The sequence below is a fragment of the Nocardia sp. NPDC050412 genome (assembly GCF_044458825.1).
GTDB lineage: Bacteria > Actinomycetota > Actinomycetes > Mycobacteriales > Mycobacteriaceae > Nocardia.
The window spans coordinates 644,084-667,543 of record NZ_JBITIJ010000001.1; the positions used below are offsets into that span (position 1 = coordinate 644,084).

22 protein-coding genes are annotated in these 23,460 nt (G+C 65.9%); 12 read left to right on the forward strand and 10 right to left on the reverse strand.

From position 1 onward, the window contains the following. Nucleotides 1-17: 17 nt before the first annotated feature. The 3 genes from ACIBI6_RS03025 to ACIBI6_RS03035 all read right to left on the reverse strand — a co-directional run bounded on the left by ACIBI6_RS03025 (nucleotide 18) and on the right by ACIBI6_RS03035 (nucleotide 2,732). Nucleotides 18-788: a S1 family peptidase gene (locus ACIBI6_RS03025; RefSeq protein WP_396955125.1), complete on the reverse strand. Its 771-nt coding sequence runs from the start codon at nucleotides 786-788 to the stop codon at nucleotides 18-20. Nucleotides 789-897: 109 nt separating this feature from the next. Next, nucleotides 898-1,716: a hypothetical protein gene (locus ACIBI6_RS03030; RefSeq protein ID WP_364340461.1), complete on the reverse strand. Its 819-nt coding sequence runs from the start codon at nucleotides 1,714-1,716 to the stop codon at nucleotides 898-900. A 188-nt stretch (nucleotides 1,717-1,904) separates the two neighbouring features. Then, nucleotides 1,905-2,732: a DUF3097 domain-containing protein gene (locus ACIBI6_RS03035; RefSeq protein WP_364340463.1), complete on the reverse strand. Its 828-nt coding sequence runs from the start codon at nucleotides 2,730-2,732 to the stop codon at nucleotides 1,905-1,907. 727 nt (nucleotides 2,733-3,459) lie between these two features. On the opposite strand from ACIBI6_RS03035, the gene ACIBI6_RS03040 reads away from it, so the two are divergent. From ACIBI6_RS03040 to ACIBI6_RS03060, 5 genes are all read left to right on the forward strand, one after another. After that, nucleotides 3,460-3,891 (forward strand): NfeD family protein, encoded by a 432-nt coding sequence (locus ACIBI6_RS03040; protein WP_364340465.1) that lies wholly within the window; start codon nucleotides 3,460-3,462, stop codon nucleotides 3,889-3,891. Beyond that, nucleotides 3,892-5,139: an SPFH domain-containing protein gene (locus ACIBI6_RS03045; protein ID WP_364340467.1), complete on the forward strand. Its 1,248-nt coding sequence runs from the start codon at nucleotides 3,892-3,894 to the stop codon at nucleotides 5,137-5,139. It abuts the gene before it with no gap. A 240-nt stretch (nucleotides 5,140-5,379) separates the two neighbouring features. Further along, nucleotides 5,380-7,143, forward strand: a complete 1,764-nt coding sequence (gene argS, locus ACIBI6_RS03050) for an arginine--tRNA ligase (protein ID WP_364340469.1) — start codon at nucleotides 5,380-5,382, stop codon at nucleotides 7,141-7,143. 289 nt (nucleotides 7,144-7,432) lie between these two features. After that, complete coding sequence (locus ACIBI6_RS03055; protein WP_364340471.1) at nucleotides 7,433-8,737, forward strand: DUF3533 domain-containing protein; 1,305 nt, start codon at nucleotides 7,433-7,435, stop codon at nucleotides 8,735-8,737. A 69-nt stretch (nucleotides 8,738-8,806) separates the two neighbouring features. Continuing rightward, nucleotides 8,807-9,610 (forward strand): LLM class flavin-dependent oxidoreductase, encoded by an 804-nt coding sequence (locus ACIBI6_RS03060; RefSeq protein ID WP_396955127.1) that lies wholly within the window; start codon nucleotides 8,807-8,809, stop codon nucleotides 9,608-9,610. Nucleotides 9,611-9,620: 10 nt separating this feature from the next. On the opposite strand, the gene ACIBI6_RS03065 is transcribed toward ACIBI6_RS03060, so the two are convergent. Genes ACIBI6_RS03065 through ACIBI6_RS03075 form a run of 3 tightly spaced genes read right to left on the reverse strand, consistent with a single transcriptional unit; the run spans nucleotide 9,621 to nucleotide 11,324 of the window. Further along, nucleotides 9,621-10,460, reverse strand: a complete 840-nt coding sequence (locus ACIBI6_RS03065; RefSeq protein WP_364340475.1) for a helix-turn-helix transcriptional regulator — start codon at nucleotides 10,458-10,460, stop codon at nucleotides 9,621-9,623. Continuing rightward, the gene (locus ACIBI6_RS03070) at nucleotides 10,457-11,002 is read right to left on the reverse strand and encodes a DUF6879 family protein (protein WP_364340477.1); all 546 of its coding nucleotides are present in this window, start codon (nucleotides 11,000-11,002) and stop codon (nucleotides 10,457-10,459) included. Before ACIBI6_RS03070 ends, ACIBI6_RS03065 begins: the two co-directional genes overlap by 4 nt. 4 nt (nucleotides 11,003-11,006) lie before the next feature. After that, nucleotides 11,007-11,324, reverse strand: a complete 318-nt coding sequence (locus ACIBI6_RS03075; RefSeq protein WP_040691888.1) for a hypothetical protein — start codon at nucleotides 11,322-11,324, stop codon at nucleotides 11,007-11,009. 164 nt (nucleotides 11,325-11,488) lie between these two features. Between ACIBI6_RS03075 and ACIBI6_RS03080 the strand changes: the two genes are divergently transcribed. The 3 genes from ACIBI6_RS03080 to ACIBI6_RS03090 all read left to right on the forward strand — a co-directional run bounded on the left by ACIBI6_RS03080 (nucleotide 11,489) and on the right by ACIBI6_RS03090 (nucleotide 13,654). Beyond that, nucleotides 11,489-11,881, forward strand: coding sequence for a hypothetical protein (locus ACIBI6_RS03080; RefSeq protein WP_364340480.1), 393 nt, complete (start codon nucleotides 11,489-11,491; stop codon nucleotides 11,879-11,881). A gap of 111 nt (nucleotides 11,882-11,992) precedes the next feature. After that, nucleotides 11,993-12,358 (forward strand): nuclear transport factor 2 family protein, encoded by a 366-nt coding sequence (locus ACIBI6_RS03085; protein ID WP_396955128.1) that lies wholly within the window; start codon nucleotides 11,993-11,995, stop codon nucleotides 12,356-12,358. A 393-nt stretch (nucleotides 12,359-12,751) separates the two neighbouring features. Beyond that, entirely contained in the window at nucleotides 12,752-13,654 is a 903-nt protein-coding gene (locus tag ACIBI6_RS03090) for a trypsin-like peptidase domain-containing protein (protein WP_364340728.1), read from the forward strand. Nucleotides 13,655-13,883: 229 nt separating this feature from the next. On the opposite strand, the gene ACIBI6_RS03095 is transcribed toward ACIBI6_RS03090, so the two are convergent. Beyond that, complete coding sequence (locus ACIBI6_RS03095; protein ID WP_396955129.1) at nucleotides 13,884-14,567, reverse strand: TVP38/TMEM64 family protein; 684 nt, start codon at nucleotides 14,565-14,567, stop codon at nucleotides 13,884-13,886. A 174-nt stretch (nucleotides 14,568-14,741) separates the two neighbouring features. Between ACIBI6_RS03095 and ACIBI6_RS03100 the strand changes: the two genes are divergently transcribed. From ACIBI6_RS03100 to ACIBI6_RS03115, 4 genes are all read left to right on the forward strand, one after another. Continuing rightward, entirely contained in the window at nucleotides 14,742-16,589 is a 1,848-nt protein-coding gene (locus tag ACIBI6_RS03100) for a methylmalonyl-CoA mutase family protein (RefSeq protein WP_396955130.1), read from the forward strand. Beyond that, on the forward strand, nucleotides 16,589-18,889 hold the full coding sequence (gene scpA / locus ACIBI6_RS03105) for a methylmalonyl-CoA mutase (RefSeq protein WP_364340489.1): 2,301 nt from the start codon (nucleotides 16,589-16,591) through the stop codon (nucleotides 18,887-18,889). The genes ACIBI6_RS03100 and scpA overlap by 1 nt, the downstream gene beginning before the upstream one ends. Before the next feature lie 23 nt (nucleotides 18,890-18,912). Continuing rightward, nucleotides 18,913-19,932: a methylmalonyl Co-A mutase-associated GTPase MeaB gene (meaB, locus tag ACIBI6_RS03110; protein WP_396955259.1), complete on the forward strand. Its 1,020-nt coding sequence runs from the start codon at nucleotides 18,913-18,915 to the stop codon at nucleotides 19,930-19,932. 92 nt (nucleotides 19,933-20,024) lie between these two features. Beyond that, the gene (locus ACIBI6_RS03115) at nucleotides 20,025-20,276 is read left to right on the forward strand and encodes a hypothetical protein (protein WP_396955131.1); all 252 of its coding nucleotides are present in this window, start codon (nucleotides 20,025-20,027) and stop codon (nucleotides 20,274-20,276) included. A 3-nt stretch (nucleotides 20,277-20,279) separates the two neighbouring features. Here the strand turns inward: ACIBI6_RS03115 and ACIBI6_RS03120 are convergent, their stop codons facing one another. Genes ACIBI6_RS03120 through ACIBI6_RS03130 form a run of 3 tightly spaced genes read right to left on the reverse strand, consistent with a single transcriptional unit; the run spans nucleotide 20,280 to nucleotide 23,447 of the window. Further along, the gene (locus ACIBI6_RS03120; RefSeq protein ID WP_396955132.1) at nucleotides 20,280-21,167 is read right to left on the reverse strand and encodes an amidohydrolase family protein; all 888 of its coding nucleotides are present in this window, start codon (nucleotides 21,165-21,167) and stop codon (nucleotides 20,280-20,282) included. Further along, on the reverse strand, nucleotides 21,164-22,192 hold the full coding sequence (locus tag ACIBI6_RS03125; protein WP_396955260.1) for a nucleoside hydrolase: 1,029 nt from the start codon (nucleotides 22,190-22,192) through the stop codon (nucleotides 21,164-21,166). Before ACIBI6_RS03125 ends, ACIBI6_RS03120 begins: the two co-directional genes overlap by 4 nt. 49 nt (nucleotides 22,193-22,241) lie before the next feature. After that, nucleotides 22,242-23,447 (reverse strand): FAD-dependent monooxygenase, encoded by a 1,206-nt coding sequence (locus ACIBI6_RS03130; RefSeq protein WP_396955133.1) that lies wholly within the window; start codon nucleotides 23,445-23,447, stop codon nucleotides 22,242-22,244. Nucleotides 23,448-23,460: the final 13 nt, after the last annotated feature.

Consider the following 23,460-nt stretch of genomic DNA (forward strand, 5'->3'; position numbering starts at 1 on the left):
TGGTCCGCCGTGTTTGGTCAGAAACCAACGGTGGTGACGTAGGCGTAGACGCCGGGGAACCCTGGGCGGGCGCTGCCCTTGCCCCATGAGGTGAGGCCGATCAGGCGGCCCGCGACCAGCAGTGGATCGCCGCTGTCGTATTCGGCGGTATCGGCGTCGGGGGATCCGGCGCAGAGCATATCGGCGGGGTCGAAGGCGGAGCCATAGGCGGCGGCGCACGTGACGTTGAGGACGATCGGGACGGCGGCGGATCGCAGGAGCGTATTCGAGGTGTCGTGCTCGGAGGTCGCGCCCCAGCCGACGATGGTGCCGGTGTTGCCGTATGCGCGCGGATCGCCCTGTGGCGTGGCAATTTCCAGGAACGGCCCGGGTCTCGCCTCGTCGAGGATGAGGATCGCGAGATCGTTGTGGTGCACGGTCTCGCCCTCGAAATCGGTTTCCCGGAAATCCGGGTGGATGCGAATCTCCTTGACCCCCACGGTGACTCCATCGTGCGAGCGCAGGTCGGTGCGGCCGAAGGTGACGGTGATCCCCTGCGGCAGCAGCCGGGCCAACTCGACGCAATGCGCCGATGTCACAACCCGATCGGGTGCGATGAGCGCACCGCCGCAGAATTGCCCGGATGGCCGGAGGAAGTACAACGGGCTGCCGACGGCGGCGAGCCACGGGTAGGCGCTCGCCTCGATGGTATTTCCACCCACGATCGCCGTGGCGGGAACGACGGGCGCGCCGAGACCGATGATGAATGTGGCGGTCACGGCCGCAGCGATGCGAGATATGCGAAACATGCCGCCTCCCGGTTTATTTAGGCGATCGCTCGGACTATTCAACCAGAGGATGCCGGTGTTATGGCGCCTTCGCGGTCCGCCGGCCGCCTTATGCGTCGAACGAAGTGCCTTACGAATTGCCTCGGGCGGCGGCGTGCACTGCCACCAACCGGGCAGCGCGGATCGCATCCCACAGTGGGCGCAGGAGGTCCTCCTGGGCGCCGGTAGCGGTGGCGGAGGTGGGGGAGGATGCCGGTTCGCGTTGGGCAACAGTGAGGATCGCGGCGACGTGGTCGGCGCTGTCGAGGATTCGCCTGGCGCGCAACGGGATCGAATCCGGATAGTCGTGGCGGGAGTAATCCGCGAGCTCGGCCTCGATGAGTTCGCGTGGGTCGGCGTCGATGGTCGCGCCAGCGGCGGTGGTGTGCAGGCGCATGAGGGCGTCGGCGGCATCGCGCACCGCTTCGCGCATCGTGTATTCCGCCTCGCCGAGCGACATATCCGGGCCGGGCGCGGCCGGAATCTGGGTGCTGTAGACGGTCCACTGCAGGGTGTCGTCATCGGCCCACTGCGGGATCAGTCCCGTGCCCTCCTCGCCTGGCACACCGAACAGCAGTCCCTCGCCCGCCTCGATCGCATCCGCGCCGAAGGCGGTTCCGGTGGGCAGTCCGCGCACATCGCCGGGCACCGGCAGCACCAAGCGCAACTGCGCACCGGGTTGTGCCATCGCCTCGCGAATCACCTTGAGCAGCGCCATGACTCCGGTGCCGGACAGATTGTCGCGGGAGGACCACGGCAGGTCGTCGCGACCGCCGGTCAGTGGATCGCCCGCGGCGATGGTGTGCCGCGGTGCCCAGGCGTACAACGCCTCGAGGATGTCGTCGGGCGCGCTGCAACCGGCCAGCCAGGAGCCGGCCCACACCGTCAGCGTGGCACTAGGAGAGCACATAATTATCGAGCATAAAGGAGGGTCGCGGCTCGGGGGCGTCCATGCCGGATAGCCCGGTGAGCTGCGCGCATCGATCCGCCGCCTGGTACCGCGAGTACTGGAACAGCGAGTGCGCCGCGGTCGTGGGCGTGCAGGCCGAATTCCGCGGAGTGGGACATGATTTCAGCGATTGGACCCGATAACGATGATCACTCCGGTTCGGTGACGAAGTCGATGAGTCGCTCCACCGCGCCGATCAGGGGGGATTCCAGATCGCGGAAGGATTCGACGGCGTTGTAGACCCGGCGCCATCCCTGCTGCGGTGTGCCCCAGCCGAGCCGACGGCAGATGCCGGTCTTCCAATCCTCGCCGCGCGGCACCTCCGGCCACGCCGCGATGCCGATCGCGGCCGGGCGCACGGCCTGCCACACGTCGATATACGGATGCCCGGTGACCAGCACATACTTGCCGAGACCGGTGGTCAGCTGGGTTTCTTTCGAACCGGTGACCAGATGGTCGACCAGCACACCGACGCGCCGCCCCGGTCCGGGCGCGAACTCGGTCAGCCGCTCGGCCAGATTGTCCAAACCCTCGAGATGTTCGACAACCACGCCCTCGACCCGCAGATCGTGTCCCCAGACCCGCTCCACCAGCGCGGCATCGTGGACGCCCTCCACCCAGATCCGGCTCGTCTTCGCGACCTGCGCGCGCAGCCCATCCACCCGAGTCGAACCCGACGCCGACCTGGTCGGCTTCTTGGGTGCCGCGGCTTCGGGCCGGACCAGAGTGACGGGCGCACCGTCGATCAGGAACGCCGCCTCGCGCAATGCGAACAACCGCACCGCACCGCGCGCATCCTCCAACTTGACGAATTCGCCGTCATAGCTGCGATCGAATCCGATCACGGCACCACAGAATCCGGTCGCCGCATCCTCCACCACGAGATCGCGTTCGGCCACGACCGTCGGCACGCTTCGCTTCTTCGATCGCGAATGTCCGGAGAAGATGTCTCCGCCATATAAGTCACGCCCACTCACCTGCTCGAAGCTAGCACCGCCGGTTCGGGTTGCGGCGCAAGCGAGTTGGCGTGCCGGTTACAGACTGTGGGCGAACAGCGCGTATTGCGCCGCCACCTTCTGCCGAACATCGGCTCCGTTATCGCTGTTGACGTTCGCGACATAGCGCTTATAGGTGACATAGCAGCTGTGCTCGACCTGCTTATCGGTATCGCCGCGGCGATTGAGCCGCTGGCAGATCGCGCCGGGTACGTCCGTGGTCGCATCGATCGGATCGTATTCGTCCCCGGAACGTGCGATGAGCTCGTTGACCAGACAACGGACCAGAGGCTCCGTCGCGCACTCGATAGACGATGGTGTCGTCCGCGATCGCCCGGGCGTCCAATCCGGTTTCGTCGATCATGCGCTGTATTCGTGCCGGTGTGCACGACGAGGGATGGGCCGCACGCGCTGAATTCGCGCAGGTCGAGCCTGTGGTTGCGGCGGTCGCGGACGACGGTACGGGCCATCGGCGCGTCCGGATCGATAACATGCCAGGTTTCTCGTCCTTCGTACGCGATGTTGTTGCGTGCGCAGCCGGTTTGGTTCAGCGGATCGTGGTGGTGTCCCGATTGCAATCGAAATCAGCGGACGCACAGTCGTTTCGATTCAGACGGCTGGGGAGTGCGCCATGGGGCGCGCCGAACTGCCGCCGCTGATCTTGGGTCTGTCGCGCCACAGAAGTGGTTCGGGCCACTACAGTGTGTCTGTGACCGCAATCGTTTGGCTGGTCGCGGGCCTGCTGCTCGCGGCCGCGGAGATGCTCACCGGGGACCTCACGCTGCTGATGTTGGGCGTCGCCGCGCTCGGAACCGCGGGTGTCAGTGCCGTGGCCGATACCGGGCTGGTCGCCGACGCGGTGATCTTCGCGGTGCTGGCGCTGGTGCTACTGCTCGGGGTGCGGCCAGTTCTGCGGCGCCGCTTCGGAACTCCGCCGCCGATCCCGACGAATGTCGACGCGCTGCCGGGTAAGCAGGCGCTGGTGTTGGAATCGGTCGGCGCGCACAGCGGCCTGGTCAAAATCGGTGGCGAAGAGTGGACCGCGCGGCCATTCGATTCGACGATCGAGTATCCGAAGGGAACCACGGTGTACGTCATGAAGATCGACGGCGCGACGGCCGTCGTCTGGAAGGAGCCGTAAATGGCTGTGCTCATCGTTGCCGCCGTGCTGGTGCTGTTGGTCGTGGTGGTGGTCTTCAAATCGATCGCCCTGGTGCCACAGGCGGAGGCGGCCGTCATCGAGCGACTCGGACGATATTCGCGCACCGTCTCGGGTCAGTTGACGTTCCTGGTGCCCTTCGCCGACCGGATTCGGGCGAAGGTCGACCTGCGCGAGCGGGTGGTGTCCTTCCCACCGCAGCCGGTGATCACCGAGGACAATCTGACCCTGCATATCGACACCGTCGTGTACTTCCAGGTGACGAGCCCGCAGGCGGCGGTCTACGAGATCAGCAACTACATCGCGGCCGTCGAGCAGCTCACCGTGACCACCCTGCGCAATGTGGTCGGTGGTATGACCTTGGAGCAGACGCTGACCTCCCGCGATCAGATCAATGGTCAGCTGCGCGGGGTGCTCGACGAGGCGACCGGACGGTGGGGACTGCGCGTCGCCCGGGTCGAGCTCAAGAGCATCGACCCGCCGCCATCGATCCAGGAGTCGATGGAGAAGCAGATGAAGGCCGACCGCGAGAAGCGCGCCATGATCCTCACCGCGGAGGGCACCCGCGAATCGCAGATCAAGACGGCCGAGGGCGCCAAGCAGGCGCAGATCCTGTCCGCCGAGGGTGCCAAGCAGTCCTCGATCCTGGCGGCCGAGGGTGAACGGCAGAGCCGGATTCTACGCGCCCAGGGTGAGCGTGCCGCGGCCTACCTGAACGCGCAGGGACAGGCCAAGGCCATCGAAAAGGTTTTCGCCGCAATCAAATCCGGTAAGCCGACGCCGGAACTGCTTGCCTACCAGTACATGCAGACCCTGCCGCTGGTCGCGCGTGGTGACTCCAATAAGGTGTGGCTGGTGCCGAGCGATTTCGGCAAGGCGCTCGAGGGCTTCGCCCAGAACTTCGCGACCAAGGGCGAGGACGGCGTATTCCGCTACGAGCCCGCCCCGGCCGACGATGTGGAGAGTAAGCCGGAGGACGATTCCGATGTCGAGGGCTGGTTCGATACGGCCCGCGATCCGGCCATCGAACAGGCGGTGCGTGCCGCGGAGGCCGATGCGCGGGCATCGGTGGAGGGCGTGGCGACTCCGGTCACCCGAACCCAGCCCTACCCGCACCAGCCGGTAATGCCAGCACGGCAGGAGATCCCGCCGCAGCAGACTCCACCGCACCAGCCCCCATTCCGCCCGGACGGGCCGCAGGGACAGTCCTGGCAGCCGCCGTCGCAGTAAACCGTGAACACCCCGGATCTTTTGTCGAGGTCCGGGGTGATTTATTCGCTGGCTACGGCGCGAGATCGATGGTGAGCGTTGCCAGTTGGAGCGCGATGGCGCAGGGGTCGGGTGTTGTTGTGTGGGAATGGTTTTGGACGCGCCAGACGATGGTGCCGTTGTCCGCGGCGGAAAAATGGTTCGGCCTGGCACCGGGTGCGCTGCAATACTCACGGTCCACAAGGACAGGAGGGATTGCGCGTGGCTGATTCTGGGGTGTTGCCGCTGCTCGATCGGGTTGCCGGGGCCGTGGCGGAGGCGATCGGTCGCGCTCGTCCGGAGCTGGTGGGGACCGATCCGGTGGTGCGACGCTCCGAGCGTGCGGATTTCCAGTCGAACGTCGCGCTTGCGGTGGCGAACCGGGTGCGGGTGCGGCCCGCTGAGTTCGCAGCTGAATTGGTCGCGGCATTGGATTCGGATGATGCGCTGCTCGACGCGGTGACGGTCTCCGGTCCGGGATTCCTCAACCTCGCGGTGTCGGACCATGCTGTGTGGGAACAGGTTTCGGCGCGTCTAGCTGGCGATCGCTTGGGCGTACCGGATTTCGAGCGCGGTCGGCGGACAGTGGTCGACTATTCGGCCCCTAATATCGCCAAGGAAATGCATGTCGGGCATCTGCGCACGACGGTTATCGGCGACTGCATCGCGCGGGTGCTGGCCTTTCTCGGGGCGGCGGTGATTCGGCAGAATCACCTGGGGGACTGGGGGACTCAGTTCGGGATGCTGATCCAATATCTGGATGAGCATCCGGAGGTGCGCTGGCGGCATGATGAGCTGAGCGGCGATTCGTCGGCGGTTTCGGCATTGGACCGGCTATACAAGGCGGCGCGGACCGAGTTCGACGGTGATCCGGCATTCGCGGAGCGGGCCAGGGCTCGGGTGGTGGCGCTGCAATCCGGCGATGAGGCAACCTTGCGGCGGTGGCGGGAGATCGTCGCTGAATCGGAGCGGGCGTTCGGTGAGATCTACGATCGGCTCGGTGTGCTGCTGACGGCGGACGATTATGTCGGCGAGTCGTTCTACAACCCGATGCTGGCCGACATCATTGCCGAACTGGTCGAGAAGGGGATCGCCGTCGAGAGCGACGGCGCTCTGGTCGTATTCTCCGAAGAGGTCGATGGCCCTGACGGCCAGCCGGTGCCGCTGATGGTGCGCAAGCGGGGCGGCGGATATGGCTACGACACAACGGATTTGGCGACTATCCGGTACCGGGTGCAGACCCTGCGTGCCGAACGGCTGCTGTATGTCACCGATTCCCGTCAGGCCTTGCACTTTCGGCTGATCTTCGAAGCTGCCCGGCGGGCCGGTTGGTCGACCGGTGGCACCGAGGCCGAACACATCGCATACGGCACTGTGCTCGGTCCGGATGGGCGGCCATTCAAAACCCGTGCGGGCGGCACGGTCCGACTGACCGACCTCCTCAACGAGGCGGTGGTGAAGGCCAGAGCCGTTGTCGCCGAACGGAATCCGGAACTGTCAGCCGCCGAACTCGACGCGATCGCCGAACCGACCGGAATCGGCGCGGTCAAATACGCCGACTTGTCCACATCCCGGGTCAAGGACTACACCTTCGACCTGGACCGCATGGTCGCATTGAACGGCAATACCAGCGTCTATCTGCAATACGCGCACGCCAGGATCCGGTCCATCCTGCGCAAAGCGCACGATCGCGATGTGCGGATCGATCCGACCGTCGCACTCGCACCCGCGGAGCGGGCACTGGCGCTCGAACTCGACGCCTACGGCACGGTTGTCGTCGAGGTTGCGGCCATTCTCGAACCTCATCGATTGTGTGGCTACCTCTATGCTCTCGCACGCGACTTCACGTCTTTCTACGAGACCTGCCCCGTCCTCACCGCGCCCGACCAGGTACGGAAAAACCGTCTCGCACTGTGCGATTCGACCGCCCGGACGCTAGCGCACGGACTTGGCCTCCTGGGCATCGCCGCCCCCGAACGCATGTAGTCAGCGGGATGCCCCGCCAAAAGGCGCTCGCCAGTGCATCGTGGCGAGCGCGGCCACTGGACGTACGGAAGCATTGCCCGAATTGGAATGGGAGCACGGCTTTCTCGCCGCCACACTGATGACCTTGGTGGCCGCGGTGAACCCGCTGGTCTACATCGAACGCAAAGGCTGGCTGCGCCGAGATTGTGACCGCGGTCTCGGTGATGGGTGCCGGTCCCGTGGTGTGAGCAGCCACCGACCCGCGCCGGATCGGTACCGAAATACCGCCGCGACGGATTACCGTGCGCCCATGACGACTGCCGCAACCGCCGCCCGCCATCTGCGGCCACGGGCCTGGATCGCCCCGATCGCCGTGGTCACCCTGCTCATGTCGCTACTGGCCACGATGTATTTGGCGTACGTAGTCAATCCGAGCAAGAATTTGCACGATTTCCCTGTCGCGCTGGTCAATCAGGACGACGGCGATACCCTGGGCGGCAAGCCCACGAATGTCGGCAATCAGATCACCGACGCACTCGTCGCGAACCTGCCCGCCGATAAGATCGACCTGCGGATCCTCGGATTCGCCGAGGCGCAACGGCAACTGCGCCAGGGCAAGGTCTACGGCGCGATCGTCATCCCCAGTGACTTCACCAAGCGGCTGGCCATCCTCGGCGCGGCCGGTGTGGTGCCGGGCAAGGTCGAACAGCCGATCATCACGGTGCACACGAACCCCCGGGCCGGCAGTTTCGCCACCGGGGTCATGCAACGGATTGCCGATCAGGCGCTGCTTCGCGTCCAGGAGACCGTCGGCAAACAACTCACCGACACCGTGCAGACCCAGCTGCAACCTGCCGGGGGCGGCCAGGCGCCACAGCTTGCCGGTGCCAGCCAATTGATGCTCGCCCATCCGATCCAGGTGGTGGTCGATCCGTATCGGCCGCTGCCCGACGGAACTGGACAGGGTTTGTCCGCGTTCTTCTATACGATCATGGTGCTGCTCGCCGGATTCACCGGTGCGATGATCATCCACGCGATGACCGATTCCGCCCTCGGTTTCGCCCCCACCGAGTACGGCCCGTGGTACGTGCACTATCCGACCGCGCCGATCTCCCGCTTCCGTACCCTGCTGTTGAAGTGGGCCATCCTCATCGTCACCGCCCCGATCGTCTCCGCGGTATTCCTCGGTGTCGCAGCGGCATTGGATGTGCCGCTCGATCATCCGCTCGCACTGTTCCTGTATTGCGTGCTCGCGATCGTCGCGGTCGGGGTGACCGCGCTGTCGGTGCTGGCCGCGCTCGGCACCGCGGGTCTGCTGGTCAATTTGATCCTGTTCATCGTGCTCGGCCTGCCCTCCTCGGGAGGTAGCGTGCCCATCGAGGCGACGCCGACGTACTTCGAATGGCTGGCCACCTTCGAACCCATGCACCAGGTCTTTCTCGGGGTGCGCGCCATCCTCTACTTCAATGCCAGCGGTGCCGCCGGGCTCGCGCGCGGTAGCTGGATGGCGGTGCTCGGTTTGGGTATCGGCCTCGTTGTCGGCGCGGTGGTGACTCTGTACTACGACCGAAAGGGCTTGCATCGCAAACCCGCCGAGGCGGCCACGACGGAATGAGCGTTGCGGGCATGGGGGTGAGCGATCGAGCCATTGGAATGCTCACGATTTGTTCCTAACGTTGTGCCCATGACCTTCGACATCGGCGTGATCCTTCCGACCTCCACTCCCGATCCGGCCCACCCGATCCTCGGCGATGTGCGGGCCGCCGCCCGCATCGCCGAACAACTCGACCTCGAATCGGTATGGTCCACCGACCATCTCGTGGCGAGCGCGCCCATGTTGGACAGCACCGTGACGCTCGCAACCGCGGCCGCCGTCACCGACCGGATTCGAGTCGGCTACAACGTCATGCTGCTCGCACTGCGCCCGGTGGCTTGGGCAGCCAAGCAGATCAGCACACTGCAGTACGTATCGGACAACCGGCTGCTGCTCGGCGTCGGCACCGGGAATCCGGCACACGGCGATATCGGTTGGCGCGCGGCCGGTACGACGTTCGAGAACCGTGGTCGGCGCACCGATGAGGCACTGCGGGTGCTGCCCGACCTCGTCACCGGTGCGACGGCCACGGTCAACGGCGTCGATGTGGCGCTGGCCCCCGGATCGGCGATGCCACCGGTCCTGGTGGCGGGCAATGGGACTCGGGCGCGGCGGCGGGCGGCCGAATACGCCGACGGCTGGATCACGCTGCAGCCCGGCCTGGCCCAGTTGACGGCTGATTTCGACGAATTGCGCACACTGGCAGCACAATTCGATCGACCTGTGCCCGCGGTTACCGTGGTCGCGCCGGTACTGCCCACTGATCATTCGGCCGCCGTCGAGCTGCTCGCCGCGCACCGGGACGCCGGTGTCGAACGCGTCATCCTCGCCCCGACCGGCCCCGAATGGCAGCGCGATTACGAGAATGCCGCAAAACTCCGTGCGGCACTGTGACTACCGTCGACTACAGCTGCGTCAACCGCAGTTTCAGCGCATCGGTGATGATGGCTCGGGCGGCTTCACCGTACCGAGCCTGTCGGTGCAGCGCCGCCCAGGTCTTCTCGTAATACGCGAGTTCCCGCGGTTGGGTGATGGTGAGACCCGCTGAGATGGTCTCGACCTCCGCGATGCGTTTGTCGAGCAATACGAAACATGTTGTGGTGTAAAGGAAATCCGCCGTCCGAGGAATTATGCCGAGCCCGAGTCGGGGCAGCGGCATCAGATCGATGAGCCGTTCGAGCTGACCGGCCATCACCTCGTTATCGCCGACAGTGGTGTAGAGCGCCTGTTCGGCCAGCAGGATGCTGATCCGATGGGTGCCGTGGTGCAGAATCCGTTGGCGCGCAATTCGTGCCGCTACCGCGCGGTCGATATCGTCGATACCGCCGACGAAATCGATACAGGACTCGAGTACCGCCCTGGCATAGGGTTCGGTCTGCAATAGGCCGGGAACGACCGCGTTCTCGTAATTGCGGATGGTGGTGGCGCGTGCCTCCAACTCGATGCGGCGGCGCTGCTGCTGGGCATGCCCGGTCGCCGCGATGCGCCGCCACTCCTGCCAGAGCGCCTCGATATTCGCCAGTGCCGCACGCAGGTCCGGCAGCAGCAGTTCGGCGCCGCACAGTCGGCACCACTGGGCCAGATCGCTATCGCTCGGCGTTTGTTTACCGTGTTCGATGCGCGACACCTTGGCCGAATGCCAGCCCGCTTCGGCGGCGAGCTGCACACCGGTCAGATGTGCGGCCTTGCGCAGTTCACGTAAGCGTGCCCCGAAGGCTTGCCGGGACTGCTCGACACCGGTCATCCACTCCGCCCGCCGGGCATGTAGTCGTGGTGCGGAATTGCTTTGTTCCACAGTGTATCTCGTACTGTCGTACAGCGTGCGACCAGCACGGGGTCGGTAGTCACCGCGGCCCCCGCCAGATCGCCGGTCTTGGTGAAGATCGTAAAGGCGACCGTCGCGTCGAGCAGCCACCATTCGTCAGCGGTGTATTCTGCGGGATCGGCGAGATGCCTTGGCAGCCAGCGGATATCCTCGCCGTAGCGCTGATTGCGATCGGTGAGCGCGTGCAGGAATCGAACGTAGTCGGTGAGCGGCTCCGAGACCACCCGCACGCGCCGGATCGGCACGCCGCGTCCGGCGACCTCGCTGGTGAGCTCCTCCCAGGCCCGCCACGACGGCGGATAGGACTCCTGCTCGAACGGCGGTAGGCCTGCGAGCACGCGCCGCATCGGTTCGGTCTCGTCGGAGACCTGGGAGTGATCATCGGACACCTCGAGATGGAAAGCGTCGCCGCGGGTTTCGCGGATGAGATCGTTGGTTTCCTCGATGGTGTAGAAGAGCATTGCATTACCATTCCCACGGGCTCTGTCCGACCGGGACCGCGACTGCGGTCTCGTGCTCGGGAATCCGCATGTGCGCCAGGGCATCCGGATCGGTGATCGGCTGTCCGGCGAGAGTGAAGGAACCGTGCCCCGAATCGAGCAGCGGAGCGCCGATATACGTGCCGGGCTGCAGCCAGCCGAGCAGCATATGCGGTATTTCGACGCGGTTTGCGTCATGGGCTACCCGGTAGCCCTGCACGAGATACAGATGTCGATCCTCATCGATCCAGAGCCGGGGCGAGCCGGTGTTGTTGGTGGGTCCGCCGAGCAGTTGTATACGCATCAGAGTGGCCTCGTCTCGCGTGGGCATTGCGCTGGCTGCACACAATCGTCACCGGTCAGCGCCATATGGGTCAACAACTTCCGCAAATCCCCGCAAAACCATGGTGCCGCGCCGGGCCGCTTTTCTACTGTTCTGGGTGGGTGCTGGCAGACAGGGTTGGTGACATGAGCAGGTCGGAACCATGGGAGGGCGTCGGGCGGTTGGCAAGCGAAACGGGGTCACTTGGCAACGGGGTGGCGATCAAACCTTGGGCGATCGGGTTCGTACGGTGGGATATTTCGGGATCGATGGTGGATCACGATCTGCGGGCCACCCGCACCTGCGCGGCTCGTATGGGATACGAGTTGGTCTCGATGAAGGTGGGTCCGCAGGGTGATCCGGTCGCACGGCTGCTCGCGGCCATCGTGCGCTGCGGTGCGCATGCGGTCATCGTGCCGAGCAGAGAGCACATCTGGGCGTCGCGGCGCGCGGTCACGGAGATCTGTGACCTGGTCGTGGTCGCCGGGGACACGGTGTGGGAACGCGGCCACCAGTGGCCGCGGTGGTTCGCACGATGATCCTTACCTCGCGCGTAATCGACTCCGCGATCGGTAGCGGGCAAGGTTGAGGTATCCGCCGGAGCTTTCCGGCGGAGGGCCGAAATACCTTCCAGCAGAGGATGATTCGCTATGTCTCAGTATGAGGACGCGGTACGGCGCTACTTCACGGCGTGGAATGCCATCGATGACGAGGCGCGGGCGAAGGCGGTGGCCGCGGCATGGCGCGAGGACGGTTTCTACACCGATCCGCTGGCCGATGTCGCCGGGCACGAGCAACTCAGCGCCGCCATCGGGGGCGTGCACCAGCAGTTCCCCGGCTTCGAATTCCGGCAGCTCGGTGCGGTCGACGGACACCACGACACCGCCCGGTTCTCTTGGGAGCTGGTCGCGGCCGACGGGAGCGCGCCGGTCGCCGGGACGGATGTGATCACCCTCGCCGAGGACGGACGGATCATCGGTGTGCACGGCTTCCTGGATCGCGTACCGGGGGCGTAGGCGAATTCGTAGCAGGGGAGGTCCGTCCGTTGACACTGTGCGCGGGCGGCAACAATTGTGCTCGCGCAGTCTGCTCGGGTCCCAGCGCGCCTCGATGGGCTCTATGCCGTGGGTGCGCGACACTGCCGCGAGACCGTCTCAGGCGACTTGGGTAGGCCTATGTGCGGATCCGCATGAACGCGCTGCCTCGGCGTTGGTGAACGTCGGATGAATCCGGTTGCGCCTGCGGCGAACACCCTGCAGCGGAGGGCCCAGCGGAGGATGCTGGAGAGGGCGGCCTAGATATCGAGTGCGCGCCTGATGAGCAGGATGGTGGTCAGCGTGGACGACGAGTCGATCCCGTTGTCGGGTCCGGAAGACGCCACACGGCGACACGATCTCGATGAGTCGGCGATGGACGCGTACTCACGTTCGGTCATCGCCGTGGCGGCGTCGGTCACCCCGCATGTTGCGAGTGTGCGAACCCGGCGGGGGAGCGGATCCGCGGTGGTCTTCACCGATGACGGATTCCTGCTCACCAATGCGCATGTGGTCGGCTCGACGAGCAGCGGCGATGTGGTGTTCGCGGACGGTGTGGAATCACGCATCGACGTCGTCGGCATCGATCCGCTCTCCGATCTCGCCGTGCTGCGCGCCCGTGCCGGTGCGCCGGGTGCGGTGGTACTCGGCGATGCCGACAAGCTGGTGGTCGGCCAACTGGTGGTGGCGGTCGGGAGCCCGCTGGGGTTGGCGGGCTCCGTAACCGCGGGCGTGGTGAGCGCGCTGGGGCGAGCTGTCCCGGTCGCCTCTCGCCGAGCCGGTCGCGTGATCGAGGATGTGATCCAAACCGATGCCGCCCTGAACCCGGGCAATTCCGGTGGCGCACTTGCCGATTCATCGGGACGGGTAGTCGGTGTCAATACGGCGGTCGCGGGCGTCGGACTCGGTCTCGCGATCCCGATCAATGCCACCACTCGCCGCATCATCAATACCCTGCTGAAAGACGGCCGCGTGCGCCGCGCCTACCTCGGCCTGGTCGGCGTTCCGGCCCCACTGCCCGCAGCCGTCGCCGCCCGCACCGGCCAACATGCCGGTGTCCGCATTGTCGAGGTCGTCCGCGGCGGCCCCGCCGATCACGCGGGGCTGCGCCGCGGCGACCTCGTACTCAGCGTCGCCCGCTCGCAAGTGGCCGACGCCCAAGGTATACAACGCCAACTCTTCGGCGACGCCATCGGGGTCTCGATGCCGGTGACGGTATTGCGCAACGGCGCGATGGTCGATGTCTTCGCCATCCCGATCGAGTTGACCGTCGATTAGCTTGTCAGCGGCCCCACGGTCGGATGACGTCGTCGGCTAGATCTTCGCGGGGGTCTTGATTCCAGTTGTCGTGGTTATTGCCGTTCGGCCCTGGTTCGACTGCGTGTACCACCATCGTTCGTCACCTCCCTTCGAGCGGTCGTTGCTGTTGCGGATTAGCCCTCCGCACGCAACCGCAAACCGGAATCGACGCACGGCGTGCATGCGCTGCCCAGGCAACGCCGGTGCGTCAGTCGGACACGGCGACCTGGGCGGTCTCGAGATCCGCTTCGTGGGTTTGCGACCAGCGCGCGTCGACGATCAAACCGATGATGCCGATGGCGATGAGTACCCCGGAGACTACGAGCATGCCGGGGTGGGTACGTCCGGTGAGGGCATCGCCCAGGATGACGGTGCCGACGGTTCCCGGGAGGATGCCGATGACGGTGGCGATCAGATAGGGCCAGAAGCGGATCGAGGAGAGGGCGCAGCAGTAATTGATCACCGAGAACGGGGCGAAGGCGATCAGGCGCAGCGATCCGACCGCGAGCCAGCCCCGGCGTTCGAGGCGTTCATCGATGGAGCGCACCGCCGGATGGGTGAGATGGGCGGCGACGCGCTCTCGGTCCAGCGCGCGGACGAGCAGAATCGCCAGGGCCGCGCTGACCGTGGTTGCCGAGGCGGCCAGGACAATGCCGAGTGCGGGTCCGAACAGGACGCCCGCGCTGACCGTCAGTACGGTCCGCGGGACCGGAGCCACCGTGACCAGCGCGTGGACCACGAAGAACAGCAGCGGGAAGATCGGGCCGACCGAGGTGGCCCAGTCCTGCATCTGCTGCGGTGTCGGCAGCGGGACCAGCATGGCCGCGATGAACAGCACCGCGCCGCCGACGAGCAGGGCGAGGATGCGTGGGTCCCGAATGAGCCTGAGCACCGCGCCAGGTTACCGGTTGGTAGTGGCGGCCACGGACAACCGCCTGCGCAGCTGCCGCTAGCATCGAAGGAACGGCACGAATGCTCGTTAACCGATGTGCTCGCTGAGCTGGGCGAATGCAACGGTTTCGGGCGCACACGAGGGTGTGCGTCGAGGAGAAGAGGAACAGCAGCTATGCCGATTGCTTCAGAGCCGGTGCCTGATTACGCCGCATGGCGCAAGGGCGTGGCGGGGGTACTGGCGAAGGCCCGCAGGGTCGACGTCGCCGAACTTCCGGAGGAGCCAGAAAAGCTGCTCGAGGAACAGACCTATGACGGTCTGACCATCGCCCCGCTGTACACCCGCGGGGATGAGCGGCCCGAACTGCCGCTACCGGGCGAATGTCCGTTCGTCCGTGGCCGGGACGCCACCAGGGATGTGCGGCGCGGCTGGTATGTCAGCACTTTCATCGGCGCGGCCGATGGCGCTGCGGCAAATCGCGAGATCTTGGCCACGCTGGAGAACGGGATCAGTGCACTGTGGCTCGGTGCAGGCGAGCGCGGTGTGCCGGTGGCCGAACTGCCCGCGGCACTCTCGGGTCTGCTGTTCGAACTCGCACCGCTGACACTCGCCGCTGGTGATGCGGTTTCCGCAGCGGCACAACAGGTCTTCGCACAACTCGACGGTTACCAGGTAGCGGACCGGACCGAAATTCGAGTCGCGCTGGGTGCGGCCCCGCTCACCAGTCGCTTCGCCGGAACCGCCGATGTCGAACTGGCGGAGGCGATCGCCCTGGCCGGTCAGGCGGTGCAGCGACCCGAGACCGTGCGCGCCATCACGGTGGACGGCACCGTCTTTCACGATGCGGGTGCCTCGGACGCGCAGGAGCTCGGTGCGGCGGTGGCGGCCGGTCTGGCCTACCTGCGCGCACTCACCGAAGACGGCCAGGACATCGCGGATGCCTTCGAGCAGTTGGAGTTCCGCTTCGCCGCGACCGACGACCAGTTCGCCACCATCGCGAAATTCCGCGCGGCCCGCCAGCTCTGGGCCCGCGTAGCGCATGTGTGCGGCGCACCCGCATTCGGTGACGCACCGCAGCATGCGGTGACCTCCGCGGCGATGATGACCCAGCGCGACCCATGGGTGAATATGCTGCGCACCACTCTCGCGGCTTTCGGCGCGGGAGTCGGTGGAGCGGACACGGTTACGGTGCTGCCCTTCGATTCTGCGCTGCCGCCCGGCGAGCTCGGCGTGTCGAAGTCGTTCGCGAACCGCATGGCTCGCAATACGCAGCTGCTGCTGCTCGAGGAGTCGCATCTGGGGCATGTGCAGGATCCGGGTGCCGGTTCCTGGTACATCGAGGATCTCACCGCCGCGCTCGCCGCCAAGGCGTGGGAGTTCATGCAGGAGCTCGAGGCCGCGGGCGGTTATCCGGCCGCGTTGGACACCGGCCTGCTCGCCGAGCGGATCGCCGCGACCCGGTCGGCCCGGGACGCCGATGTGGCACACCGCAAGACGGCGGTCACCGGTGTCAACGAGTTCCCGAACCTGGCCGAACAGCCGCTATCGGAGGCCGCGCGTCAGCCCGGAGAGGTGGTGCGCTACGGCGCCGCCTTCGAGACGCTGCGCAACCGCTCGGACGCCTACCTCGCGGCCAAGGGTGCGCGACCACGTGCGCTGCTGGTGCCGCTCGGCACGGTGGCCGAACACAATGTTCGAGTCACTTTCATCGCGAACCTGTTGGCCTCGGGCGGTATCGAGTCGATCAACCCCGGTCCCCTGGAAGTGGCCGGAATCGGTACGGCGGCAACCGAATCCGGTGCCGCGATCGCCGTATTATGTGGTTCGGACAAGCGTTACGCCGAGCAGGCGGGCCCGGCGGTCGAGCAGTTGCGTGCCGCCGGGATCGGGACGGTGCTGCTGGCCGGTGCGGAAAAGGCCGTCGCCGACCTGAGCGACGCGCAGCGCCCCGACGGTTATCTCGCGGCCCGCATCGATGCGGTGGCCGCACTGTCCGACCTGCTGGAGAAGGTGGGAGCCTGATGACATTGAGTCATATCGACAAGCCGGGCGAAATCGACGAACCCGGCGGCATCGAGCACCGGATCGGCAGTTTCGCCGAGGTGCCGCTGTCCGAACGTCCGGCCGAATCCGCCGCCGTCGACTCAGCACAGGTCGACGCCTTCGTGCGTGCCGCGGCCGAGGCGAACAACTACACCCCCGAACAGTTGGTGTGGTCGACGCCCGAAGGTATCGACGTGCGACCGGTTTTCACCAAGGCCGACCGCGATGCCATTGCGGCCGAAGGCTATCCGCTCGACAGCGTGCCCGGCGTCGCGCCGTTCCTGCGTGGTCCGTACCCGACGATGTATGTGAACCAGCCGTGGACCATTCGCCAGTACGCGGGTTTCTCCACCGCCGCGGATTCGAATGCCTTCTATCGCCGCAACCTGCAGGCGGGCCAGAAGGGTCTGTCGGTCGCCTTCGACCTGGCCACGCACCGCGGCTACGACTCCGACCACCCGCGCGTCCAGGGTGATGTCGGGATGGCCGGTGTCGCTATCGATTCCATCCTCGACATGCGTCAGCTCTTCGATCACATTCCGCTGGATCAGGTCTCGGTGTCGATGACCATGAACGGTGCGGTGCTGCCGATCCTCGCGCTGTATGTGGTCGCGGCCGAGGAGCAGGGCGTCGCACCGGAACAGCTGGCCGGAACCATTCAGAACGACATTCTGAAGGAGTTCATGGTCCGTAACACCTACATCTACCCGCCCAAGCCCTCGATGCGGATCATCTCCGATATCTTCGCCTACACCAGCGCGAAGATGCCGAAGTTCAACTCGATCTCCATCTCCGGCTACCACATCCAGGAGGCCGGAGCCACGGCCGATCTGGAGTTGGCCTACACCCTCGCCGACGGTGTCGAGTACATCCGCGCGGGTATCGCCGCGGGTATGGAGGTCGACAAGTTCGCGCCACGCCTGTCGTTCTTCTGGGCCATCGGCATGAACTTCTTCATGGAGGTCGCCAAACTCCGTGCGGGACGGCTGCTCTGGAGCGAGCTGGTGGCGAAGTTCGAGCCCAAGAGCGCGAAATCGCTATCGCTGCGAACGCATTCGCAGACCTCCGGTTGGTCGCTGACCGCGCAGGACGCGTACAACAACGTGGCGCGCACCTGCATCGAGGCGATGGCCGCCACTCAGGGCCACACCCAGTCGCTGCACACCAACGCCCTCGACGAGGCGCTGGCTCTGCCGACGGACTTCTCCGCGCGCATCGCCCGCAATACCCAGCTGCTGATCCAGCAGGAGTCCAACACCACGCGGCCGATCGACCCATGGGGCGGTTCGTATTACGTGGAATGGCTCACCCATCAGCTGGCCAACCGCGCCCGCGCGCATATCGCCGAGGTCGAGGCGCACGGTGGTATGGCGCAGGCGATCGGCGAGGGCATCCCGAAGCTGCGCATCGAGGAGGCCGCCGCCCGCACCCAGGCGCGCATCGACACCGGCCAGCAACCGGTGATCGGCGTGAACAAGTACCAGGTCGAAGAGGATCAGCAGGTCGAGGTCCTCAAGGTCGAGAATTCGCGGGTGCGCGCCGAGCAGATCGAGAAGCTGAACCGGCTTCGCGCCGAACGTGATTCGGCCGAGGTGGAGCGGGCACTGGCCGAATTGACCCGTGCCGCAGGCTCTTCCGAGGGTGGCATGGCGAACAACCTGCTCGCGCTGGCCATCAATGCGGCGCGCGCCAAGGCCACCGTCGGTGAGATCTCCGATGCACTGGAAAAGGTGTACGGCCGCCACCAGGCCGAGATCCGTACGCTCGCCGGTGTGTACCGCGACGAGGCCGGAAAGGTGACCAATATCAGCAAGGCGATCGAACTCGTCGAAGAATTCGCCGACGCGGAGGGGCGGCGGCCGCGCATCCTGGTCGCCAAGATGGGCCAGGACGGGCACGACCGAGGTCAGAAGGTGATCGCCACGGCCTTCGCCGACCTCGGGTTCGACGTCGATGTGGGCCCGCTGTTCCAGACCCCGGAAGAGGTGGCGCAGCAGGCGGCCGACAACGACGTGCACGTCGTCGGTGTGTCCTCACTGGCGGCCGGCCACCTCACGCTGGTGCCCGCGCTGCGGCAGGCACTGGCCGATGTCGGACGTCCCGACATCATGGTCATCGTCGGTGGCGTCATCCCGCCGGGTGACTTCGAGGAGCTGTATGCGGCGGGTGCGGCGGCGATCTTCCCGCCCGGCACAGTGATCGCCGATGCCGCGATCGATCTGCTGAAGAAGTTGGCCGGCGAGCTCGGTCATGAGATCGGTGGCGGCAGCAGCCAATGACTTCAGCATCGCGCAGCGATCCCATGGCGGGTGGTGGTCGGGCGACGGGCGGGCGTCAGCGTGTAATCGATGTAGACGCACTCGCGCAGGCGGTTCGCTCCCAGGAGCGGGCCGCCTTGGCGCGGGCCATCACTCTGGTCGAGTCGACCAGGGCCGATCATCGGGAGCTGGCGCAGCAACTGCTGCTGAAACTGACCCCGCCCACCGATACGGTCACCTCGAATCGTGTCGGCATCACCGGTGTTCCCGGCGTCGGCAAGTCGACGTTCATCGATGCGCTCGGCATGGATCTGATCGGCAAGGGGCATCGGGTCGCGGTGCTGGCCGTCGACCCGTCCTCCACCCGAACCGGCGGCTCCATCCTCGGTGACAAGACGCGCATGGCGCGACTGGCATTGGAGCGCAACGCCTATATCCGTCCCTCGCCGACGGCGGGCACCCTCGGGGGTGTCGCCAAGGCGACCCGTGAGACCATCGTGCTGCTGGAGGCCGCGGGCTACGACGTGATCCTGGTGGAGACCGTCGGCGTCGGCCAGTCCGAAGTGACGGTCGCGAATATGGTCGACGTATTCTGCTTCCTGACCCTGGCCCGCACCGGGGATCAGCTGCAGGGCATCAAGAAAGGCGTCCTGGAACTCGCCGACCTGGTCGCGGTGAACAAAGCCGACGGCAAGCACGAGATCGAGGCCAAGTCCGCGGCCCGCGAATTGGCCGGGGCACTGCGCCTCATCCATCCGCACGACGCGCTCTGGCGCCCACCGGTGCTCACTATGAGCGGCCTCGAAGGCCATGGGCTGGACAAGTTCTGGGACACCGTACTCCAACACCGCCGGGTACTCACCGAGGCGGGTGAATTCGCCGAAAAGCGCCGCCGCCAACAGGTCGACTGGACCTGGACCATGGTGCACGACCAACTACTGCGCCGCCTCGCGGAGAACCCGAACGTCAAAGCCATTCGCGCGCAAGTGGAAAAGCAGGTACGCGACGGTACATTGACCGCCGCATTAGCCGCCGAGCAGCTTCTCGACGCCTTCGACGGCTGAGCTCGCGGCAACGCCGCTGCGGGTTCATCACTGCCCAGCGCGTCACACCGAATGGCCGTGGGCCTCGAGGAGGGTGCGCAGGGTGGTCGCGAGTGACGAGGCCGCGTTCGATCAACTCGCCATCTGGCGCGTCGAAATCGCCGCCGACTGGACGTACTCGAGCCCGCCCGCCGAACTCGTGCCGGGTCGGCGAATCGGCACCTACCGGGCTCGGCCTGGACGAACTGCTGACGAATGCCGACGGCGTCTCAGCGATTTCCATGGCGGATTTCGCCGTCGCGTTGCTCGACGCGGCAGAGTGGCCCGCGCACCGGCAGATCAGATTCACCGTCGTCTCGATGTGAGCATCACGCGATTCCGAAGAGCCCTGCGGCATTTCGATAGCACACCTGCTGCAGCCAAGAATCACCCAGCTCCAAGCGTTCCAGTGCGAAGATCGAATGTCCGTACGAGTAGGGGATGTTCGGAAAATCGCTACCGAACAAAATGCGCTCGCTCAAAGAATGCAGCCTGTCGTGCTCGGCGACCGGAAAAGGGGCCGTGGCCTCGGTGAAATCGGTCCACACCATGGTCGTGTCCAGGTGCACGCCCGGATATTCCTCTGCCAGATCCAGGAATTCGGAATACTCGGGCGTGCCCATATGCGCGATGATCAGCTTCAACCGCGGATAGCGTTGCAGCAGACCGGCAATGGGCTCCGGTCCGGTGTACTCGCCGGGCACGGGTCCGGAGCCGCAGTGGATCAGCACCGGTATTCCGGCGTCCTCGATCATGCCCCACACCGGATTCAGCAGCGGATCACCGGGATGGAAGTCGCCGACCTGCACATGCACCTTGAACACCCGGGCACCCCGCTCGATCGCCGCCTCGACGTAACTGTCGGCGTAATGTTCGGGATAGAACGTCGCCGTGTGCAGGCAGTCCGGGGTGCGTTCGGCGAAGTCGGCGGTCCATTCGTTGAGCCACGCCGCCATATCCGGCTTGTGCGGATACACCAGTGCGGTGAACGCGCGAACACCGAAGTCGCGCAATGTCTTCAACCGGACCTGCTCATCATCGCGGTAGGCGATCGGCCACTCCCGGCCGACCAGCGGACCGGCCGAATCGAAGTATGCCCACACCTTGGCCATGACCTGCTCCGGCATGAAATGCGTATGGACGTCGATGATTCCGGGCAGTTCGAGCCGGGTGCGGAAATCGGTCAGGTAGGTATTGTCGTCGCTGTCGCCGATCATGGAGCAGCCTCCTGCGGGTAGACCGAGCGGGCGAAGTCACCGACCCTGGTGATCAATCGTTCGAAGAACACCTCCGGGTCGGTGCCGACCACGATGTCGGCGTTGGGTTCTCGGCCCCACATGCCCACCCAGTCCGCCACGGTGGTTGCCCGGGTGATGGCGCCGACGAGTTCGACATCGACGGTGGCCGGTCGAGTAATGGCAAGCGCCGGATCCAGCGCGACCGCCGCCGCGAACGGATCATGCATATGCGCGAGGTAGCCCTGGTCGTAGAGCTTGTGGAAGTCGAAGTAGAACCGGACCGCATCGGTGAAGTACCGCACGATCGGATTGCTCGTGGCCGACCTGGCCTCCGGCGGGTCGGTCTCCGAAACCATCTCCACGGGCAGGCTGCCCGCGCGTTCGGCGAGTTGCGCCACATGTTTGGGCCGCATCTCGATTCTCTCGGTGATATCGAGCGCGCACACGATCGGCCGCCGGTCGGCGGGGGCGGCGGAGAAGGCATCGAAGACCTCCTTGGCCGCCTCCGGATCCACGTGCACATTCCATTCATTGGTCGGGGTGGTGTTGCCGGGGTGATTGAAGGCTCCGCCCATGATCACCAGCCGCCGCAGCAGCAGCGGTAGCCGTGGTTCGAGGCGGACTGCGAGCGCCAGATTCGTCAGCGGTCCAGTGCAGAGTCCGATGATCTCGCCGGGAGCCCCGCGCACCAGATCGACCCACATCTGGGCCGCCGACCGGGACGAGATCGGCCGGGCCGATGGCGGCAGTTGCGCATAACCGACACCCTGCGGCCCATGTGTGTCCTCGGTGGTGCGCAGCGGGATCGCGAGCGGGTCCGCGGCGCCCAGCGCGACCTCGATATGGGGTGCTCCGCACACATCCAGCCAGGCGAGATTGTTCGCCGCCACCTGCGGTGCGGGCACATTGCCCGCGGTGGCGGCGATTCCCACGATCTCGGCCTCCGGGGAGGCGAGCAGGTAGAGCAGCGCGAGTGAATCATCGATCCCGGTATCGACGTCCATGACGATCTTCTGCCGCACCAGTCGAGCGTAGCGAGCGGGCCCGGGCGGCTCAGTAGGTGGGCAGCACGTAGTCGTCGGTACTCGACATCATCCGCAGCATTACCGGACGCATGACCCGTGAGGTCATGACCTTCATGCTCGTGCGGGCCATCCGTGTGCCGAGGCGGGAAGTGGGCAGCATCATCTTGATGCCGCCACCGGGCAGCTCCTTGGCCTTGTCGACGAACGGTTCGACGATCTGCTCATAGCGGGTCAGTGCTGTCGCGAGATCATCTGGCGCGGCTGCGATTTCACCGGCCAGGACGTAGGCGCCGACAATGGCCATGGCAGTACCCATACCGGTCATCGGGGAGCCGCAGAAGCCGGAGTCGCCGAGCAGCGTGACTCGCCCGGTCGACAGCGAAGGCATATCGACACGGGCCAGCATGTCGAAATAGAAGTCCGGGGTTGTGGTCATCGCGTCGAGTACCGCCGGTGTCTCCCATCCCGCCTCGGCCAGCATGTCGTGGATGAGCCGCTGCTGCGCGGCAACGTCGCGGCGCAGCGCCGGATCGGCCTCGGTGCGCAGGGTGATGATGGCCTTGGAGGTGGCCGGATCGGCATCCGGCCGAATCGCGACCGCGGCGCTGGGCACCGTATGCATCTTGAACCAGCCCGGCTCGGTTCCGGCTGGGGTCGGGATGGTGAAGAACGACATGTAGCCGCCGAGATAGGTGACGAACCGCTCCTCCGGTCCGAAGGCCAGCTGTCGGGTCGCCGAGTGCACACCGTCCGCACCGACGACCAGATCGAAACGCTCGGTGCGCCCGGATGCGAAGTCGACCTCGACACCCGTGTCGTCCTGGCGCAGCGCCGCGATCCATTCCCCGTAGCGGTAATCGAGTTCGCCCGCCGTGCTGGCGAGTTCGGTGAGCAGGACCTGATTCAAATCGCCTCGGGTGATTTCGATTTCGGCCACCGGACCCTTGCCGTCGAACATCTCCGCGGGCATCCGGGCGAACTCCCGGCCGTTTTCGTCGACGTAGGCCATGCCGCGCTCGTCGAGCTGGTACTTGCGAATGCCCGGCATGAGTCCCATCCGCTCGGCGATCTCGCGGCTCGGTCCGCGCAGGTCTACTGCCTGTCCGCCGGGGCGCGGCTTGGGTGCGCGCTCGACGACGGTGGTTCGGATGCCTGCTCGCAGCAACTGCAGTGCGAGCGCGTTGCCCGCGATGCCGCCGCCGCTGATGAGGATGTGGAGGGAGTTGGTGCTCATTATCGGGCCAATC

Bases quoted from the DNA above. Each gene is read 5' to 3' on its own strand.
- ACIBI6_RS03025 (WP_396955125.1), bottom strand. From the start codon at position 788: ATGTTTCGCATATCTCGCATCGCTGCGGCCGTGACCGCCACATTCATC.
- ACIBI6_RS03030 (WP_364340461.1), bottom strand. From the start codon at position 1,716: ATGTGCTCTCCTAGTGCCACGCTGACGGTGTGGGCCGGCTCCTGGCTG.
- ACIBI6_RS03045 (WP_364340467.1), top strand. From the start codon at position 3,892: ATGGCTGTGCTCATCGTTGCCGCCGTGCTGGTGCTGTTGGTCGTGGTG.
- ACIBI6_RS03055 (WP_364340471.1), top strand. From the start codon at position 7,433: ATGACGACTGCCGCAACCGCCGCCCGCCATCTGCGGCCACGGGCCTGG.
- ACIBI6_RS03060 (WP_396955127.1), top strand. From the start codon at position 8,807: ATGACCTTCGACATCGGCGTGATCCTTCCGACCTCCACTCCCGATCCG.
- ACIBI6_RS03065 (WP_364340475.1), bottom strand. From the start codon at position 10,460: ATGACCGGTGTCGAGCAGTCCCGGCAAGCCTTCGGGGCACGCTTACGT.
- ACIBI6_RS03070 (WP_364340477.1), bottom strand. From the start codon at position 11,002: ATGCTCTTCTACACCATCGAGGAAACCAACGATCTCATCCGCGAAACC.
- ACIBI6_RS03075 (WP_040691888.1), bottom strand. From the start codon at position 11,324: ATGCGTATACAACTGCTCGGCGGACCCACCAACAACACCGGCTCGCCC.
- ACIBI6_RS03080 (WP_364340480.1), top strand. From the start codon at position 11,489: ATGAGCAGGTCGGAACCATGGGAGGGCGTCGGGCGGTTGGCAAGCGAA.
- ACIBI6_RS03085 (WP_396955128.1), top strand. From the start codon at position 11,993: ATGTCTCAGTATGAGGACGCGGTACGGCGCTACTTCACGGCGTGGAAT.
- ACIBI6_RS03090 (WP_364340728.1), top strand. From the start codon at position 12,752: ATGGACGCGTACTCACGTTCGGTCATCGCCGTGGCGGCGTCGGTCACC.
- ACIBI6_RS03100 (WP_396955130.1), top strand. From the start codon at position 14,742: ATGCCGATTGCTTCAGAGCCGGTGCCTGATTACGCCGCATGGCGCAAG.
- scpA (WP_364340489.1), top strand. From the start codon at position 16,589: ATGACATTGAGTCATATCGACAAGCCGGGCGAAATCGACGAACCCGGC.
- meaB (WP_396955259.1), top strand. From the start codon at position 18,913: ATGGCGGGTGGTGGTCGGGCGACGGGCGGGCGTCAGCGTGTAATCGAT.
- ACIBI6_RS03120 (WP_396955132.1), bottom strand. From the start codon at position 21,167: ATGATCGGCGACAGCGACGACAATACCTACCTGACCGATTTCCGCACC.
- ACIBI6_RS03125 (WP_396955260.1), bottom strand. From the start codon at position 22,192: ATGGACGTCGATACCGGGATCGATGATTCACTCGCGCTGCTCTACCTG.
- ACIBI6_RS03130 (WP_396955133.1), bottom strand. From the start codon at position 23,447: ATGAGCACCAACTCCCTCCACATCCTCATCAGCGGCGGCGGCATCGCG.